Genomic DNA, 13,480 nt, shown 5'->3' with positions numbered 1-13,480 from the left:
GATCCATGCCTCGAACTCCTCTCTTGGTTCTACCCCCAGTTTTTAGCAAAGCTCAGGTCTTGAGCTAACATCAGAACCACTCAGTTGCAGCTGGCTGATTATCGTATTTCACTTAAAAGGATATGTGATGAAAGGGAATATAAGCCTGTCTGACTTCATAAAAGAGGTGAAGGCCGAGCTGATTGAATCAATCGATAACGACACCCCATTTTTTGAGATGGGAGAGGTCCAGCTGGAGGTTTCTTTTAGTTTGGATGCAAGCGCTAAGGCTGGGGCAAAGCTCTTAGTTCTTGATATTGGCGGGTCAACAAAGGCCACTCAGACTCACAAGGTGACGATAAAATTGCATCCCTTTGTGTACGCTGATGCGGACGAGGAAATGCATCCCATAACGATACCTGACAAGGTGACGCCAACGGCACTTAAAGGCAGATCAACAAATACCTTCACTGTTTCATTACCTCGAGGGACGGTCGTCAAAGAAGCGCCGAAATTTGTCAATAAAGAGGCGCCTAGAGCGAAGAAATCTGGCCCCTCGAAAAGCTCTCCTACGGCTACAGGCAAGAAAAGTACTCACAAAGGTCCGAAATAGTGATGCTTTAGGTGAGATGACGACAGCGCTCCTGTCGCCACACATTTTATTGGGGCATGGGCGCGGTTACTTAAGTGGAGAGCCCCATCAAGACGGATATCTGTTAGGCGTTCTGATGGTTCGTACTCGATTGCGCTTACACCTGATCCTCAGCATAAACTCCAGCACTGATGATCGCGCCGCCTACCCGCCGCTTGCCGTAGCAGAGCGGTACCGGGTTACCGGATGCAGTGGTGTTCTTGGCGCTGCCGAAGGCATACCCCGGGGTGTTCTCAGGTGCCGCGCTGGTCTTGAGGCCGCCGGCCTGGGGGCTGAGCATTTGGATTACGCCGCCGGCGACCATACCCACGCCAGATGCAAACAGGCCGGCTGATACTGGAGGCGCCCAGAACGTGAAGAATGAAGCAGCTATAAGCAGCGCACCGACGACCGTTTGCAAAACCCCAGCGCGCTTACTGCCAACGATCACAGGCGCGATGATGATGTCGCCTTGTCCTTGGTAGGTGAGCTCGCTCTCCCCGATATTTTTCTTGCCTCGAAACACGGCAAACACGAGCCCGCGAGACTTTGCGTTAGACAGAAACCGTTCAAACCCTGGGATCTGCACTGACAGTGCTTTGATGGCCTCGGCCGTCGTGCGGACGGAGAACTGGTAGGACTTACCGAACTGCCGTAGCTGCCCGTACAGTTTGATGGTGGTGAGCGGGGCGTATTCGATTGCTGTAGCGGCCATGGGGCCTCCTATGGCTTGGTGGATGGGGCGGGCAGCCCAAGACGAATGGCGAGTACCGCACGCGACATATGCGCCTGGTCGATGGTCAGTTGCTCCTGGCGCGGGTCGTAGTTCCACACCCGGTTGTAAATCGCCTCGCTGGCCCGGGCACCGCGGAATGTTCCCCGCATCAGGTCGGCTGACACCCTGGCCTCTTCCTCGGTGAAATAGGGGCCGTCGATGGTCACCTGTTGGCCATTGCGGACGTGTTGAACCTCCCACACCAAATAGCCGGCGTCGGGCCCCTGTATCAGCTCGTAGGGTTTGAACTTCTGGGTGCTGCACGCTTCGGTAAAGCGCTCTTGAAAGGTCATATCGTCACACTCACAGAGTCTGCCGCTGATCGGCGCTACCAATAATTGCGTAGCGCACGGATGGTCAGTTAGGCCGCTTCGGATTGATCAGGGGTCGCTTTTGCAGAGGTGCGGGTGGGCATTTTTGCCAGCCATTCGCGAAGTGCTTCGGAGCCCTCACATCCCGATCGCCACTTCTCAAACCGGCCGGTGTACCCATTCGAATTGGCGACCATACCGCTCAGTGCGACACCGGCATTGGAGGCGGTGGCCAGCACGTCATCGTAGATAGCTAGCATCTGCTTGAGCCCTTCAATGTCTTCGGCGCGCGACGCGGCAATGCCTGCGCGCGAAAGGCTGTCAGCCGCCTCTGGCGATAGCCCGGAAAGCATGGGGTTTGCCCTGAGCACCGCCTCTACAACGTCGGGGTGATTGCCTGCGCGCGCTTCAGCTACTAGCCGCTGACGCTCCTCCGGCTTGAGGCCTCGCACGATGGCTCGCAGCTCCTGATCAGCCAGGAAACCAACAACGTCCGAGCTCGCGCGAGGCGTGACCGCAGCAAAGCCGCTAGCCACTGTCTGAGCCAACGTGAGCATATCTTTTGCTGCTTTCTCCATCGCCGGCATCAGGGCGGGGATGATTCCATCGATCTGCTCCTTGCCCTTTCGCTCAATGGCAGCGGCGTTGAGGTCCTTGTTCCCGCGAATCGAAAGGATTTCTTCTCCGAGGTCCTTGAACGCCTCCAGCGACAATCCCTGTAAATGGCGAACAGACTTCAACAAGCCACCGGCCTGCCAGGTGCCTTTGGTGCCATCGGGTCGTTGAATGTTGAATGTTCTTGCCTCTACCTGGTGGTGTTCGTATTCGGAGTAATGCAGGTTGGCCAAGCCAACTTTGAGGACGGATCGTTTGCCGATTTTCATGGAGTTACCTTTTGATTGTCTGGCCGTGGTTCGGCCGGTTTTGGTCTGAGGCTTCGCTCAGGATTTGGAGTAGGGACAAGTTCTCCCGGGCGTCACCGCCGGTTGCTGCTGCGTGCAACTCGTCCATAAGGGCGCTGATCTCTCGCACGTCACGATTGAATTGAGTGAGCCCGGATTGCTGACGCAGCTTGGCCACCTGGCTACGGATGTTCATGGCGGGCCTCGAGGATCAGCCGGTACTGTTCGGCGACGTGATTTTTGATGTCTTGCCCGTCAGCCAATGGCGGGAAGATCCAAGCGCCAGCGCTTGGGAATGGCCGCATATCCATCACACCTACCGGAGCGGGACGGCGGAGGCTTTCAGTTGAGCGGACGTGGAGAATGAACGCCTCTGCCAGATTGGCCGCGTCATAGCTGTTCATGGTGCACAGTGGGAAGTGCATGACCGTCTGTACGCCGAGGAGGGGATAGTTGAAGGAGTGGCCCACTGTCTCGGGGTAATCCATCTCCCCCTCAACCGCGTCAACCCTGCAGTCCACCACCGTCAACATAACGAGCACTGTCTCCTCGTCTTCGGTGCCGATCTTCTCTGCAATTCGCTTAAGCTCGGCCCGCATCCACTTAATGCTCATTGCCGCATTCCCTCCATCTGTTCGCGGAGTTCTTCGACGGCCCTCTGTAGCTCGGCAACTTCGATCACCCGGGCGACGGCGCCTAGCCCCTCAATCAATGCTTTGCCCTGGTCGGGTGGTAGCTCGCCGGCGGCAACTGCGCGAAGGATTGATTTGGCGGCGCTGGGCAGATCGGTGTCGTCTAGGTCGAAGCACACCGTCTCGGCAGTTGGTTTGATCGGGGGCACTAGGCGCTCAAGGATCAGTCGGCAAGCTTGCATATCGCCCTTCTTGGCCGCTGTCAGAACCTTCTTTGTCACGGCGTCTGCACCTTCCGCGAGTCGTGCGCGCAGCTCCTGCGTTTGGCCAGAACGGCCACCTGGATTACCTGACTGCCCCGGCTTCCATTTGCCGGCTTTATCGCGATCAGTCATGCGGTGGGCGATTCCATGGCGATGACCGGTTTGTTTTCAGCGAGCGCTATCAGCAGGGCAGATGCTTGAACGCTCCCGTCTGCTGCGGCTTCGCGAAGGCGGCCCCAGGCGGCAGCAACTTCAGAGCGAGTTGGTTTGTGCTGGCGTCCTCGGGCGGGCTTAGCTGTGTTCATAGGTGCTGCCTCGAATGGGGTTTTGAGTGGCTCAAAAACTCACATTAGGCATGATCTGATCATTTATCCAGTGCTTTTTAGGTGCACCTAAGGTGATACACAGAACGGGATTGAATGGGACTGAAATAGTTGGTTTTGGCGGGATTGGAGAGGGCGTTTTTGTTGCAGTAAATCGAGGGTAGGCAAAGTGATACAGGGCTGGGATTTCAGCTCAGTCCGACCTCAGATTGCGGATGGAGCGGGGAGGGCTGACCAACCGTTTTGGTATGTCAGGTTTACGCGCCACGTATTGCGAGATATGAAAACGTGGCGCGGGAAATTCGCTGATGAGTCGTCGAACGGTTGTTGACCTGTTCCGGCCTGCTGTCAGGCTTCGACGCACGCCAGGTAACGGTAAGGTGCCGTTAGAAGCGTTACCGGCCAGTCAGGCCATACTGTCCGATTCGGCTCATATGGTCTGTCTCGCAATACTCGGGTTGAGCACCGATAACATCGGAACGACTCCAGATCTGCCAGATAGACCAAAACGTCTCAGTGAGACCAAACCATCCCACTTAGACCGAAACGTCTCACTCGGCACGGCAAGATTCTAAGGCTAGGCTGTGCATTGTCCTTTCTAAATGTTTTGACAAGACAGCGACCTAACGACCGCAAGGAGCGCGCACATGATCAGCGTTTATATTGACGCAAATGTCTGGAATCTACTGTTCGAGCATCAAATAGATCTAACCGCAGAGTTTCCAGCTAACCAGTACTGTCTTTGCATGACCCGGGAAGCGGAGTTTGAGATACCACCAATCCCCGAGGAGAAGGCTGAGCTGAAGACCTTCATCAACACAACGGTCCAGCGGGCCGTGAAGACGGTTCCGCTATTCGGTTTCTACGACGAGTCTGTGCCGGCGGATGAACAACGATATGGGGGGTTCGATCAGGGTTGCTTCGCAAGCGAGGCGGAGTTGGCGTTCATGGCGCAGCAGCGGAGTACCATCGGTGCGCGCATGAAAGCTAAATCAAGGCTTTATCCTAACGAAGCAGATGTAGCATTGGCTTCCCGATCCTTCGAGTCGGTTGTTCTCACCTTGGACGCTAAGAAAGGACCGCTGAACACCGCTTATCGGCAGGGCGGTCAAGTTGTGTTCCTGGATCAGTTCCTCACATCCGGCCTCTGCCTAAGAGCGTTCGTAGAGCGAGCAATAGCATCCAACTAGAAGTAAGGGCCGCCGGCCTTTAGATATCGAGCACTGGCAATGTGAGCAGATGTGCTCACATTTGAGCGAGGGTGTTGCTGTCGCGGCAACACCTGTTCCGGCCTGCTGTCAGGAGGATCGAGAGCCAATCAGACCAAATGGTCCGAGTCGGCTCATTTGGTCTGTCTCGATGGGAGGGGAGGAGGCTCCATCCTGAGTCTTGCGGCAAAGGTATGGTGATGTTGACCACTTCCCCGTCTGTTGTTCCCCACACACTGTGGCGTTTCCACCACGCTGAGTGAGACAAAAACGTCTCAGTGAGACTACGTTGACACGCAGGGGACATTATTACCCGCCGACTATGTACTAAGCTCTTATGATCCGGTGGCAAGATGCTACGAGATCAACACGTTTTTTTGGTGTTTTACTCGGTCGAGGCGACAGTAAGTAAATCAGGTTTTTTTTGTTGAGTTTGTGTTGCCAGTCTTTCTGATTTGAATTTTTGACCGTAATGGCAATGGTAGTCAATATTGATTTTTATGCCAGAAGAGTAGGTCGATGCTAATTGTCGAGCTTCATTGGGGTGTACGCCTTCTCTAGCGAAATTTATTTGGATTAGTATTTTCTCTTCCCCTTTATCTATAGCGTCGCCCTCTCGCAAAAAATTTGCCAAGCAGCGTGTTTTACCTTTAGCGCTGAAGTGATCCCGAGCGTGTTTTCGAATGGTATCTAATAAAGTACCGCTAACGATTTCTCCGTCATCTCCAATTGATATTGAAAACTTTTCAATCAGTGCTGGCCCAAGTCCTGAGTTTCTCACCATTAATGTAAAGGTGTAATAGCCCTCTAATTGAATGCTTGAAATAGGAGATTTAATTAATAGGTGGGGTTTTACCAGAAGTCTATTATGTTTTCTCGTTGAATATGACTGGTAGAACGCTACCCCGAAACCCAATGTGGCAATGACTAGAGTTAAAGATGTTCCGAGTGGTAGCCCCCACCCTAAATTAACTGAGAGCCCAAATAGTGATCCAATTAAAAAAGATAAAAGAAGCGCTAAAAATATATTAATTTTTGATAAGTGTCGCATTGAGTATGTCTACCTGAATTCGCGTTTTTGGTGGCTCATAGCTATCATGTTAGTCAGAGTCGAGGCTATTCGCAATCTCGTTCTGTTAGGTTCCAGGGCGGGAACTCATCCTTCCGTGTGATCTAGCCTAAGCGTTAGGCGTGCTCAGATTTGAACACTCCGCAATTGACCAAGATTTGGACCTTTCTCTCCTCGAATTTGAAATCCAGATGGGGCAGATTTCAGATCTGACCCTAAGCTAGGGCATTAGGCCAGTCCACCTTCCAGGTCAGAGTTCTGATTGCATTTAGTCCACTTACTCTTTAGGCGGAAGTAATGTATCTAGCACTTTAACGCCATATTCGTTTGCGAATAATGAAACGATAATATCGTTCGCATCAAAGGTAAAGGATTCCGTTTTTTTTGTCATTGCGAAGAAGCTCCTCGCTAGTATTGCTCCACCTTGTTCAATTGCCTCAATATGATCAACGCTTGTACGGTGGGGGAAGAATGCCGATAAAGCTGCGGTTCCCAGCGCGCGCATCCCTTTAGATGGTGACCAATGATCCCAATGCCAGATCCCTTTAGAAGGGCAGTACGTTTCGTTTTCGTTTTCGTCGCTCAGCATATACCCCCATTCTTTGCTATCCCACATCCATTGCGGGGGGACGAGCGCTTTTCTTAACGGGTCAAGCACTTCGTGGGTGCTGGCGTTACCGATCAGTGTCACAGGAAAATCACAAAAATATGACTTTGCTCTGTCGCGGATGTTTTCAACTCTGATTTGCTCCGCCAGACAAAGTGTAATATCAGATTGAGTAGAACCATTCGCCACCTGAAGTATGACAGGGCCAAGTGTGAGGCCTCTTCGGTGGTGGTCAGATAGGTCTAAGTAAGTCCTGCTGCTGAGTAGTTTAGGTAGGCTTTTTTTGCACTCGGCGTCGATTATGATTGGAACTATATTTACTTCGTCGTCATCTGCAAGGTTATCCATCGTAGAAAGCTCTCGGTATAGACCAGAGTTAACTTTTTGTGATGAGGCTAGATATTCATTGTCGCAAATACAAAATATTGTTATTGGCCTTTTGCTAAGTGCTTTAGATATCGTGCTGTCAATTGTTTTTCCGTAGGGGATACTATCTCTATCCCAGAATACTTCGTACTGCCAAGTCAGGTAAGAAATTATATTGTTTCTCATCCATTCCTTTTTTTCTAGTGCGCCGCCCCACGCATAAGAGATGAAGATATTGCCTTCCTTTTTCATTGATGTTTTCCGTAAATCAAAATCAAATGGCATTTCTTAAAGTGTTAACTCGTATCATTGGAGAGTCATCGCAAGGAAACGCTCCACGTCATCAATCATGCCTTTCACATCCCCAGCCGTGAACTCCTCTGGTTTACCATGCGCGGCGCTGTTGCGAATTGCAGCCAAAGCGGTGATCCGCTTTTTCTGACTGGCGTTGTATGCGCCGGCCTTAGCTAGGTCATCGTTCATTTTATTGAGGCCGCCGTGCTCTAGATCATGGGCTGAACACAGATCGCGCAGACTCGTCTCGAGGACAACACCTGCGATTACCGCCGCAGCAGTGGCGTAGCCGTTTCTGAACAGCTCCTCTGCTTGCTCTAGTTCATTGGAAAATACCTCTGCTTGAACCAGGTTGCGGTACGACACTAAGTAGCCGCCTTCGAAATCCTCCTTGGTAGCGAGGAAGATCGCTCTGAGGCGATTCAGGCGATCTACCTCCGAATCGAATGATCGATATTCATCGGCTTCAATAAATGTCTTTAACTGACTTGCCGCTTCTGAGCCCAACCGCTCAAACAATGATTTGACCTTCACGCCCCAATTGAGCACTCGGTCCGATTCGATGTGCTCGTAACTCGAACCTGTATACGAACTGTTTCTATGGGTTTTAGACGCCAGGATCTCTTCCAGTTGCTGCTCAAGCTCGACAAACCGCCTTGCGATCATCGCAGTCATCAGATGTTCCTTCCTTGAGTGATCGCTAATCTTGGCCTGCGTCGGGTCAGGACGGCAATACTCAAATGATAAGTCGATCGGAGCCCTGTAATTATTTTGCATCCCCTAGTTGCGTCAGCACTAACAGCGTGACATTATTCTCCTATGTCAGCACTAACGGGAGGAAGGGATGGAAGATTCGGGCAGCGTGTCTGGCAAGAGGACTGGTGCGGATCGGCAGCGGGACTTCGCCGAACGGCAGAAGGCAGCAGGCTACAAGCGGACAACGGTCTGGATTCACGAAGAGACAGCAAAGGAGGGGATCAGGGCAGCACGGGCAGGGAAGCCACTTGAGCCAATGGAGTCGAAAGATCCCTTGAGCTGGGCGGCAGGCTGGATCAGCGAGAAGGGTAAGCAGTAATCGGTGGGATATTTCGCCGATTGATCGGCTGAGAAATTAGCCGATTGAATCAATGGCTCTGTTTTGAGCCAACTCAGAAGAGGTGCCAAGCCGCTGCGCTAACAGCGGCCTGGCTATCACACGACGAAGCTTAGAGGCACACGTCATGCAATTTAACCAAAATATCAGTAACGCTCTGAAAGGCCAAGATAAGTCCGAATTTGAAAGGGAGGGCTCGGTAGGCACTGAGGTGGGTGACTCTAGCGCCGTACACCTGCCTCTCTTCACCGACAACCAACGAACCTTAATGGTTGAGCTCATTCTCGCAGAGCGGCGTCACGCTACCCGGTGGTGGACGCACTTGAGCGAGATGCGGCGGCGTCAGGAGCTCCCTGAGTGGGTTGCGGCGGACATTGGCACTTATGATGAGCATGACCTTCTGCTTGAGAGTAGGAAGGCCGTCAATCAGGCTCTGTTCTGCTCAGATGACCTGGGCGGCGATCAGCAATACCGCGCGGTGGTGTTGGAGTAGGGCTGGCAATCTACGAAACCTTCGCAGCATCAAGGGCACTACCCCGAAACAGGGTGGTGCCCTTTTTTCATTTGCCGGCGGCGGGGGCCTTTTCGGCAAGGTAGATCATGTGGAGCTGTATGCCTCCAACCACTCGTCAACACTCTGATCCTGAGGAGGCTTAGGGATAGGTAAATCAGTTATGGAAGCTGTCTTGTATTCGTCCTTTCTTATTAACTTGTTTTCGTGGTTTGAAACGCACGTAGTTGAAATCGGCTGTAACCCGCGCACTGCATGGGCTGTAGCGTTTTCCTTGTCCGGGGCTCTTGTCCGGAAGTTGTCCGGCAGTTGTCCGGATATTGTCCGGAATTTGTCCGGCAAAATTGCCTTTCTGAATTGCTCGGCAGTCAGGCTGATAGGCGCCAAACTGCCGGCGTTAATACGGTCGTCAGTCAGCAATCCGGTCAGCATGACGCCACGCAGTTTCCCCATGTAATCGTGCATAGCTGAAAGGCGCCGAGGGAATGGCAAGCCCGTGCCCATCCAGAATTTGTAGAAGTGGCTGCGCTTACCTATACGGAATTGTCCCCTGGGAAGCAGCGTGCCAGCCTTAGCTGCGGCTGTGTTCCGCTGACGGGTCAGGTCTGCATTGAAAACGGCGTATACAGACTCCCCATTTACTAGCGAGACGAACCGCAACGTGATACCGGCGCTCCGAGTTTTGCCATAGTGACCAGTTGAATAATCCGTGTACTCGAAAGCATCCAGGCCTAATGAAATAAGCGCTTCACGGCAAAGCCTGGCCCGGTTGGTGTTGATCCACTCAGGCGGCACGGGCTTGCCGCTCGCCGGTTGAATGACGAGCTGCCCACGCTCAATGCTCACCGTGTCTCCACGGCTAAGTAGTTTTGTGGCTAGGCATTCCACTGAATCGACCTCAGCGTGATTCGGCTGGATAAGCAACGGGCCGAGGCCCGCCAGCAGCTCGCAGGCAGGCACAAGGGACGCCGCAATTTCGCGGCGCCCCTTGTGGTCTCCGGATTACGACGCTTCGCGCATCAGGATGTACTTGGCCACGCGATGAGGTGGCCGGCCTGGCTCGGTGGACTGGTGCGTCCAATAGGTGCGGATCTCATGACCCTTTTTCCTGAGGCGGCGGATGGTGTTGGGGGGCTGGACGATATCCAGGTCCTTGGCGGCTTCGATGGTCGATACCGGCCCGTTTCGCAGGGCCTCCATCATCTTGCAGTCTTGCTCTGTCGAAGAATGGCGTGTCATAGTTTGGCCTTCACGTTGGTGCTATCCAGTGTGTTTTCGTTAGGGCGGTGCTCGAACACCGCCTTAACGCTCTCTTTTATGTGATCTATCTCCGTTTTTTTGTCGGTTGTTCTCATCGAGCACCTTCTTTCGCTGCGCGCTCAATCCATGACTTCAACTCGGTCATCAAGATCAGCCTGCGTTTGCCCAATTTGAACGCCTTTAATTCTCCTTGGGCGATAACTTCATAAATTCCCGACCTCGAATGCCCTACCAATCGGGCTGCCTCTTCTACGCTTACGGAAAGAGGTGCGATTGTTGCTGCCTGCGACATAATTTTTCTCCTCCTGGCCGACGGAAATGGGCCAGCAAGATCAGATTACCTCACAGAAATACTGCACGTCAAATGATGTGCAGTATTATTCGAATTGAATCGGACTCATCTGCGCGTATACTTGTTCGCACAGGAGATTCGAATGACGACAAAGAAGACGCCAAAAAAAACCGATGCTCTGACACTTCGGCTTGATCCGCGAACCAAGTTTCTCATTGAGTTGCTGTCCCGAGCCGGGCATCAGACCATTACAGGCGTGATTGAATCGGCTGTGTCACGGCTGGGGTTTGATAGAAAAGTCCCATTTGGAGAGGATGAAATTTCTCTAACAGGCGCTTCCGTGCGTATTTGGTCTCCAGTGGAGAGCGAGAGGGTCGTAAATCTGGCTCTTTTTGCTCCGTCACTTCTGAATCATGAAGAGGGCTGTATCCGCGCTGTATTGGAAGGCGCCAGTGATCTCTTCTTCACGACTTACCAAGTGCGGGATCGTCGAGAATTTGACTATCGAGCACATGACTTCAGGCATATGCATGGCGCGTTTCAGCAAAGTGAAGATGGCAAAACTGTCTTTATCACTCCTAAACGAAGAGTGATAAAGCTCGCATGGGATTTGATTCGGCAAAGGGCTGCAGAGCTTGCTGAGAAAGGTGTGTGTGCCGATTTATCAATCGCAGAAGTAGAGGCCTTCATAGGTAAGCCTATTGCCGCAGTGGCCCCTGACATAAAAGATCCCAAGGTAGTGATCTACGATGATGAAGGGGTCAGCTTTAGGGGCGCAGAGAAGGAGTCGGATGATCTAAATGAAAGTCTTGGGATAAAACGCTAGATCAGCTCTATTGCCGCTGCCTTGGTGCCTGGCGCCAAGTGCGCGTAGCGAAGCGTCATTTTGATATCGGCGTGCCCCAGCAGATCTCGCACCGTGTTGAGCGGTACGCCGGCCATTACCAGGCGTGAAGCGAAGTCGTGGCGCATATCGTGCCAGCGGAACCCGTCGATCTGCGCCCGCTCAAGCAACTTGAGCCAGGCGCTTTTGACGTCCTCAAAGCGACCGCCGCCCTGACCTGGGAAGACATACGGCGACTTGCTCACCTGCTTCTTCCAGGCTTCCAGCACATCAATAGTCTCCTTGTTCATCGGGATGTGGCGAGTATCGCTTGTCTTAGTGGTGGCCCCTGCGACTGTGATTGTCTTCGTGTCGAAGTTTACCGCTGACCATTTCAGGTCGAACAGCTCTCCGCGCCTCATGCCGGTATTCAACGATACCAACACCATTGGCTTCAGGTGATCGGTGAAGGGCAGTTGCAGGAGGCTTGGCAGTGGCTCTCTGTGGCGATCCGTCCGCCAAGTGTTCGCACTCTCACGCTCGGTCCTCATTTCATCCTGTCGAGCGTCCAGGGCATCGCGTAGACGCTTGGTCTCGTCAGCAGCAAGGTAGCGAATCACCCCCTTTGAATCGACTTTGAGCTGTTTCAGCTTGGCCAGCGGGTGTGTATCGATGTACTCCCACTCAACGGCACGACTGAAAACACCACTGATCGAGCCCATTTTTCGATTCACCGTCGAGGCCTTGTTGCTGGCCTGCATCCATCCGGTGCGGATCTGCTCCAGGTCTCGTCCGGTGATCGCGTCCAGGCGCTGGGCCATGATTGGGTCGAAGTTATTACTGAGGGTATGTTGCGTCTTCTCGTGACCTTTGTGATGAGCCTTGAACCACGGCATATAGGTGTCTTCAATGAAGTCGCGCAAGGAGGGCAGGGTGGCGCCCCTTCGGCCTTGAGTGACCGCCAGAGGCTCTCCATGTGCTCGGGCTTCTGCGAGGTACTGAGTGGCCTCTGTGCGCGCTTGATCAAGCGTGAGTATGCCGACACGGCCTAAAGTCTTCTTCCGGCCACGGGCCCAGGAGACGACGTAAGACTTTGCACCCGCGGCAGTAACACGCACGAATAGACCGCTGACGGTGGTATCGTGAACTTCGTATTCGTTGCCAGTGACCTGCAGTGATCCCAGCAGTTTGGCTGTTAGCTTCTCTTTCAATTTGTTCCCATGGGTGCATGGTGGGTGCAAAAAGAACTATACGGGGTCGTTTTTGCGGACACAACCGGACGCTAAGGCCAATAAATACTGGGTTTTCTCAATGGTGGCTGGGCTTTATATAACCCTCCTAAGGGGAAGGTTGGCCGTTCGAACCGGCCCTGGGACACCATCTATTTAAAGGCTTTCAGCCTTTTCTGCGTAATGCTTGATTTTGCAGTGACGGCAGGGTGACAGCAAGACGCAGAAAAATTAGCCCCGTTCAGGTTTCCTGATGGGGCTTTTTTGTAACTCAGAGAAAGGTATGGATACGCTGACGAATTTCGCACTGAATATCCTTGCCACAGCGGGGGGGGCAGCGCTGTTTTACTTGTTGTTCTCGGATGGTTGCTCCGAACAGGGATAGTGAATCGCCCTGTGTTCTCTAGACACCCTGCAAGCCGCGTCCAAGTGAACTTCAACGAGTGTTGAACGCTGCGCGGCTTTCGGCCCGCAGGGAAGCCAAGTGAGCTCAGGCAGGTCCGCCTTGCTCACATAATGAACAAATAGACCATGAGCAAAACGCCCAGGATTGCAGTAATGACATTAACGCCAGGGCCGGTATTAACGCTGTAGCCAAGGGGGATCTCAACGGGCCTGAGGGTCTTGACCACCTTTTTGTATTGCCAGGATGACCAGCAGGCAATCCATGAGCCCAGCATCAGAAAAGCCAGCCCGATCCAGAACGAAAAGTGTTTTCCTGGAGAATTCGGAACGTCCGGTTTCAGCATTTGCAGCAGTAGTCCGGATCGTTCAATCACAAAGCCAAATGCCATCAGCGAAAGGCTGGTTCGGTTCCATGCCAGCAACGTTCGCTCGGCGGCAAAGAATACGCGCGGATCGTTCAGGTCGGACATTGAAATTTCCTTGTTCAAACAGCTTTTGAAGCTACTC

General features: G+C 52.9%; 19 protein-coding genes. 5 read left to right on the top strand and 14 right to left on the bottom strand.

Annotated elements, in window-relative coordinates:
- The first annotated feature begins 127 nt into the window (after positions 1-127).
- Complete coding sequence (locus P3S72_RS23565) at positions 128-592, top strand: trypco2 family protein (RefSeq protein ID WP_065895873.1); 465 nt, start codon at positions 128-130, stop codon at positions 590-592.
- Between the two features lie 136 nt (positions 593-728).
- Here the strand turns inward: P3S72_RS23565 and P3S72_RS23560 are convergent, their stop codons facing one another.
- The 6 genes from P3S72_RS23560 to P3S72_RS23535 all read right to left on the bottom strand — a co-directional run bounded on the left by P3S72_RS23560 (position 729) and on the right by P3S72_RS23535 (position 3,625).
- Entirely contained in the window at positions 729-1,325 is a 597-nt protein-coding gene (locus P3S72_RS23560) for a tail assembly protein (protein ID WP_276194479.1), read from the bottom strand.
- A gap of 8 nt (positions 1,326-1,333) precedes the next feature.
- Positions 1,334-1,678 (bottom strand): hypothetical protein, encoded by a 345-nt coding sequence (locus P3S72_RS23555; RefSeq protein ID WP_065869648.1) that lies wholly within the window; start codon positions 1,676-1,678, stop codon positions 1,334-1,336.
- A 68-nt stretch (positions 1,679-1,746) separates the two neighbouring features.
- Positions 1,747-2,580: a hypothetical protein gene (locus tag P3S72_RS23550; RefSeq protein WP_276194475.1), complete on the bottom strand. Its 834-nt coding sequence runs from the start codon at positions 2,578-2,580 to the stop codon at positions 1,747-1,749.
- Between the two features lie 4 nt (positions 2,581-2,584).
- Positions 2,585-2,794 (bottom strand): hypothetical protein, encoded by a 210-nt coding sequence (locus P3S72_RS23545; protein ID WP_141688907.1) that lies wholly within the window; start codon positions 2,792-2,794, stop codon positions 2,585-2,587.
- Positions 2,781-3,212 (bottom strand): hypothetical protein, encoded by a 432-nt coding sequence (locus P3S72_RS23540; RefSeq protein WP_276194472.1) that lies wholly within the window; start codon positions 3,210-3,212, stop codon positions 2,781-2,783. Before P3S72_RS23540 ends, P3S72_RS23545 begins: the two co-directional genes overlap by 14 nt.
- Positions 3,209-3,625: a DUF5681 domain-containing protein gene (locus tag P3S72_RS23535; protein ID WP_276194470.1), complete on the bottom strand. Its 417-nt coding sequence runs from the start codon at positions 3,623-3,625 to the stop codon at positions 3,209-3,211. The genes P3S72_RS23540 and P3S72_RS23535 overlap by 4 nt, the downstream gene beginning before the upstream one ends.
- An 838-nt stretch (positions 3,626-4,463) precedes the next feature.
- Between P3S72_RS23535 and P3S72_RS23530 the strand changes: the two genes are divergently transcribed.
- On the top strand, positions 4,464-5,006 hold the full coding sequence (locus P3S72_RS23530; protein WP_276194467.1) for a hypothetical protein: 543 nt from the start codon (positions 4,464-4,466) through the stop codon (positions 5,004-5,006).
- Positions 5,007-5,409: 403 nt separating this feature from the next.
- Here P3S72_RS23530 and P3S72_RS23525 read toward each other — a convergent pair whose 3' ends face one another.
- From P3S72_RS23525 to P3S72_RS23515, 3 genes are all read right to left on the bottom strand, one after another.
- On the bottom strand, positions 5,410-6,075 hold the full coding sequence (locus P3S72_RS23525) for a hypothetical protein (protein WP_276194466.1): 666 nt from the start codon (positions 6,073-6,075) through the stop codon (positions 5,410-5,412).
- 295 nt (positions 6,076-6,370) lie between these two features.
- A complete protein-coding gene (locus P3S72_RS23520) occupies positions 6,371-7,318 on the bottom strand; it encodes a toll/interleukin-1 receptor domain-containing protein (RefSeq protein WP_276194464.1) in 948 nt (315 codons plus the stop codon).
- Between the two features lie 54 nt (positions 7,319-7,372).
- Complete coding sequence (locus P3S72_RS23515) at positions 7,373-8,035, bottom strand: DUF4145 domain-containing protein (protein WP_276194462.1); 663 nt, start codon at positions 8,033-8,035, stop codon at positions 7,373-7,375.
- A 169-nt stretch (positions 8,036-8,204) separates the two neighbouring features.
- Here P3S72_RS23515 and P3S72_RS23510 point away from each other — a divergent pair, with 169 nt between their 5' ends.
- On the top strand, positions 8,205-8,435 hold the full coding sequence (locus P3S72_RS23510) for a hypothetical protein (RefSeq protein ID WP_276194460.1): 231 nt from the start codon (positions 8,205-8,207) through the stop codon (positions 8,433-8,435).
- 145 nt (positions 8,436-8,580) lie between these two features.
- Positions 8,581-8,946, top strand: a complete 366-nt coding sequence (locus P3S72_RS23505; RefSeq protein WP_276194458.1) for a hypothetical protein — start codon at positions 8,581-8,583, stop codon at positions 8,944-8,946.
- Positions 8,947-9,051: 105 nt separating this feature from the next.
- On the opposite strand, the gene P3S72_RS23500 is transcribed toward P3S72_RS23505, so the two are convergent.
- The 3 genes from P3S72_RS23500 to P3S72_RS23490 all read right to left on the bottom strand — a co-directional run bounded on the left by P3S72_RS23500 (position 9,052) and on the right by P3S72_RS23490 (position 10,516).
- Entirely contained in the window at positions 9,052-9,810 is a 759-nt protein-coding gene (locus P3S72_RS23500; protein ID WP_276194455.1) for a hypothetical protein, read from the bottom strand.
- A 156-nt stretch (positions 9,811-9,966) separates the two neighbouring features.
- Complete coding sequence (locus tag P3S72_RS23495; protein ID WP_026013795.1) at positions 9,967-10,203, bottom strand: helix-turn-helix domain-containing protein; 237 nt, start codon at positions 10,201-10,203, stop codon at positions 9,967-9,969.
- 112 nt (positions 10,204-10,315) lie between these two features.
- Entirely contained in the window at positions 10,316-10,516 is a 201-nt protein-coding gene (locus tag P3S72_RS23490; protein ID WP_276194451.1) for a helix-turn-helix domain-containing protein, read from the bottom strand.
- Between the two features lie 142 nt (positions 10,517-10,658).
- On the opposite strand from P3S72_RS23490, the gene P3S72_RS23485 reads away from it, so the two are divergent.
- A complete protein-coding gene (locus tag P3S72_RS23485; protein ID WP_276194449.1) occupies positions 10,659-11,342 on the top strand; it encodes a hypothetical protein in 684 nt (227 codons plus the stop codon).
- Here the strand turns inward: P3S72_RS23485 and P3S72_RS23480 are convergent.
- Together P3S72_RS23480 and P3S72_RS23475 are read right to left on the bottom strand one after the other, a co-directional pair.
- Positions 11,339-12,550, bottom strand: coding sequence for a site-specific integrase (locus P3S72_RS23480; protein ID WP_276194447.1), 1,212 nt, complete (start codon positions 12,548-12,550; stop codon positions 11,339-11,341). The genes P3S72_RS23485 and P3S72_RS23480 overlap by 4 nt on opposite strands.
- Positions 12,551-13,077: 527 nt before the next feature.
- The gene (locus P3S72_RS23475) at positions 13,078-13,443 is read right to left on the bottom strand and encodes a DUF202 domain-containing protein (protein WP_276194445.1); all 366 of its coding nucleotides are present in this window, start codon (positions 13,441-13,443) and stop codon (positions 13,078-13,080) included.
- Positions 13,444-13,480: the final 37 nt, after the last annotated feature.

Source organism: Pseudomonas sp. D3, assembly GCF_029320995.1.
Lineage (GTDB): Bacteria > Pseudomonadota > Gammaproteobacteria > Pseudomonadales > Pseudomonadaceae > Aquipseudomonas > Aquipseudomonas paraveronii.
The sequence above is the reverse complement of the archived record's forward strand: the minus strand, read 5'-3'. Positions and strand labels throughout refer to the sequence as shown.

Bases quoted from the DNA above. Each gene is read 5' to 3' on its own strand.
- P3S72_RS23565 (WP_065895873.1), top strand. From the start codon at position 128: ATGAAAGGGAATATAAGCCTGTCTGACTTCATAAAAGAGGTGAAGGCC.
- P3S72_RS23560 (WP_276194479.1), bottom strand. From the start codon at position 1,325: ATGGCCGCTACAGCAATCGAATACGCCCCGCTCACCACCATCAAACTG.
- P3S72_RS23555 (WP_065869648.1), bottom strand. From the start codon at position 1,678: ATGACCTTTCAAGAGCGCTTTACCGAAGCGTGCAGCACCCAGAAGTTC.
- P3S72_RS23550 (WP_276194475.1), bottom strand. From the start codon at position 2,580: ATGAAAATCGGCAAACGATCCGTCCTCAAAGTTGGCTTGGCCAACCTG.
- P3S72_RS23545 (WP_141688907.1), bottom strand. From the start codon at position 2,794: ATGAACATCCGTAGCCAGGTGGCCAAGCTGCGTCAGCAATCCGGGCTC.
- P3S72_RS23540 (WP_276194472.1), bottom strand. From the start codon at position 3,212: ATGAGCATTAAGTGGATGCGGGCCGAGCTTAAGCGAATTGCAGAGAAG.
- P3S72_RS23535 (WP_276194470.1), bottom strand. From the start codon at position 3,625: ATGACTGATCGCGATAAAGCCGGCAAATGGAAGCCGGGGCAGTCAGGT.
- P3S72_RS23530 (WP_276194467.1), top strand. From the start codon at position 4,464: ATGATCAGCGTTTATATTGACGCAAATGTCTGGAATCTACTGTTCGAG.
- P3S72_RS23525 (WP_276194466.1), bottom strand. From the start codon at position 6,075: ATGCGACACTTATCAAAAATTAATATATTTTTAGCGCTTCTTTTATCT.
- P3S72_RS23520 (WP_276194464.1), bottom strand. From the start codon at position 7,318: ATGAAAAAGGAAGGCAATATCTTCATCTCTTATGCGTGGGGCGGCGCA.
- P3S72_RS23515 (WP_276194462.1), bottom strand. From the start codon at position 8,035: ATGACTGCGATGATCGCAAGGCGGTTTGTCGAGCTTGAGCAGCAACTG.
- P3S72_RS23510 (WP_276194460.1), top strand. From the start codon at position 8,205: ATGGAAGATTCGGGCAGCGTGTCTGGCAAGAGGACTGGTGCGGATCGG.
- P3S72_RS23505 (WP_276194458.1), top strand. From the start codon at position 8,581: ATGCAATTTAACCAAAATATCAGTAACGCTCTGAAAGGCCAAGATAAG.
- P3S72_RS23495 (WP_026013795.1), bottom strand. From the start codon at position 10,203: ATGACACGCCATTCTTCGACAGAGCAAGACTGCAAGATGATGGAGGCC.
- P3S72_RS23490 (WP_276194451.1), bottom strand. From the start codon at position 10,516: ATGTCGCAGGCAGCAACAATCGCACCTCTTTCCGTAAGCGTAGAAGAG.
- P3S72_RS23485 (WP_276194449.1), top strand. From the start codon at position 10,659: ATGACGACAAAGAAGACGCCAAAAAAAACCGATGCTCTGACACTTCGG.
- P3S72_RS23475 (WP_276194445.1), bottom strand. From the start codon at position 13,443: ATGTCCGACCTGAACGATCCGCGCGTATTCTTTGCCGCCGAGCGAACG.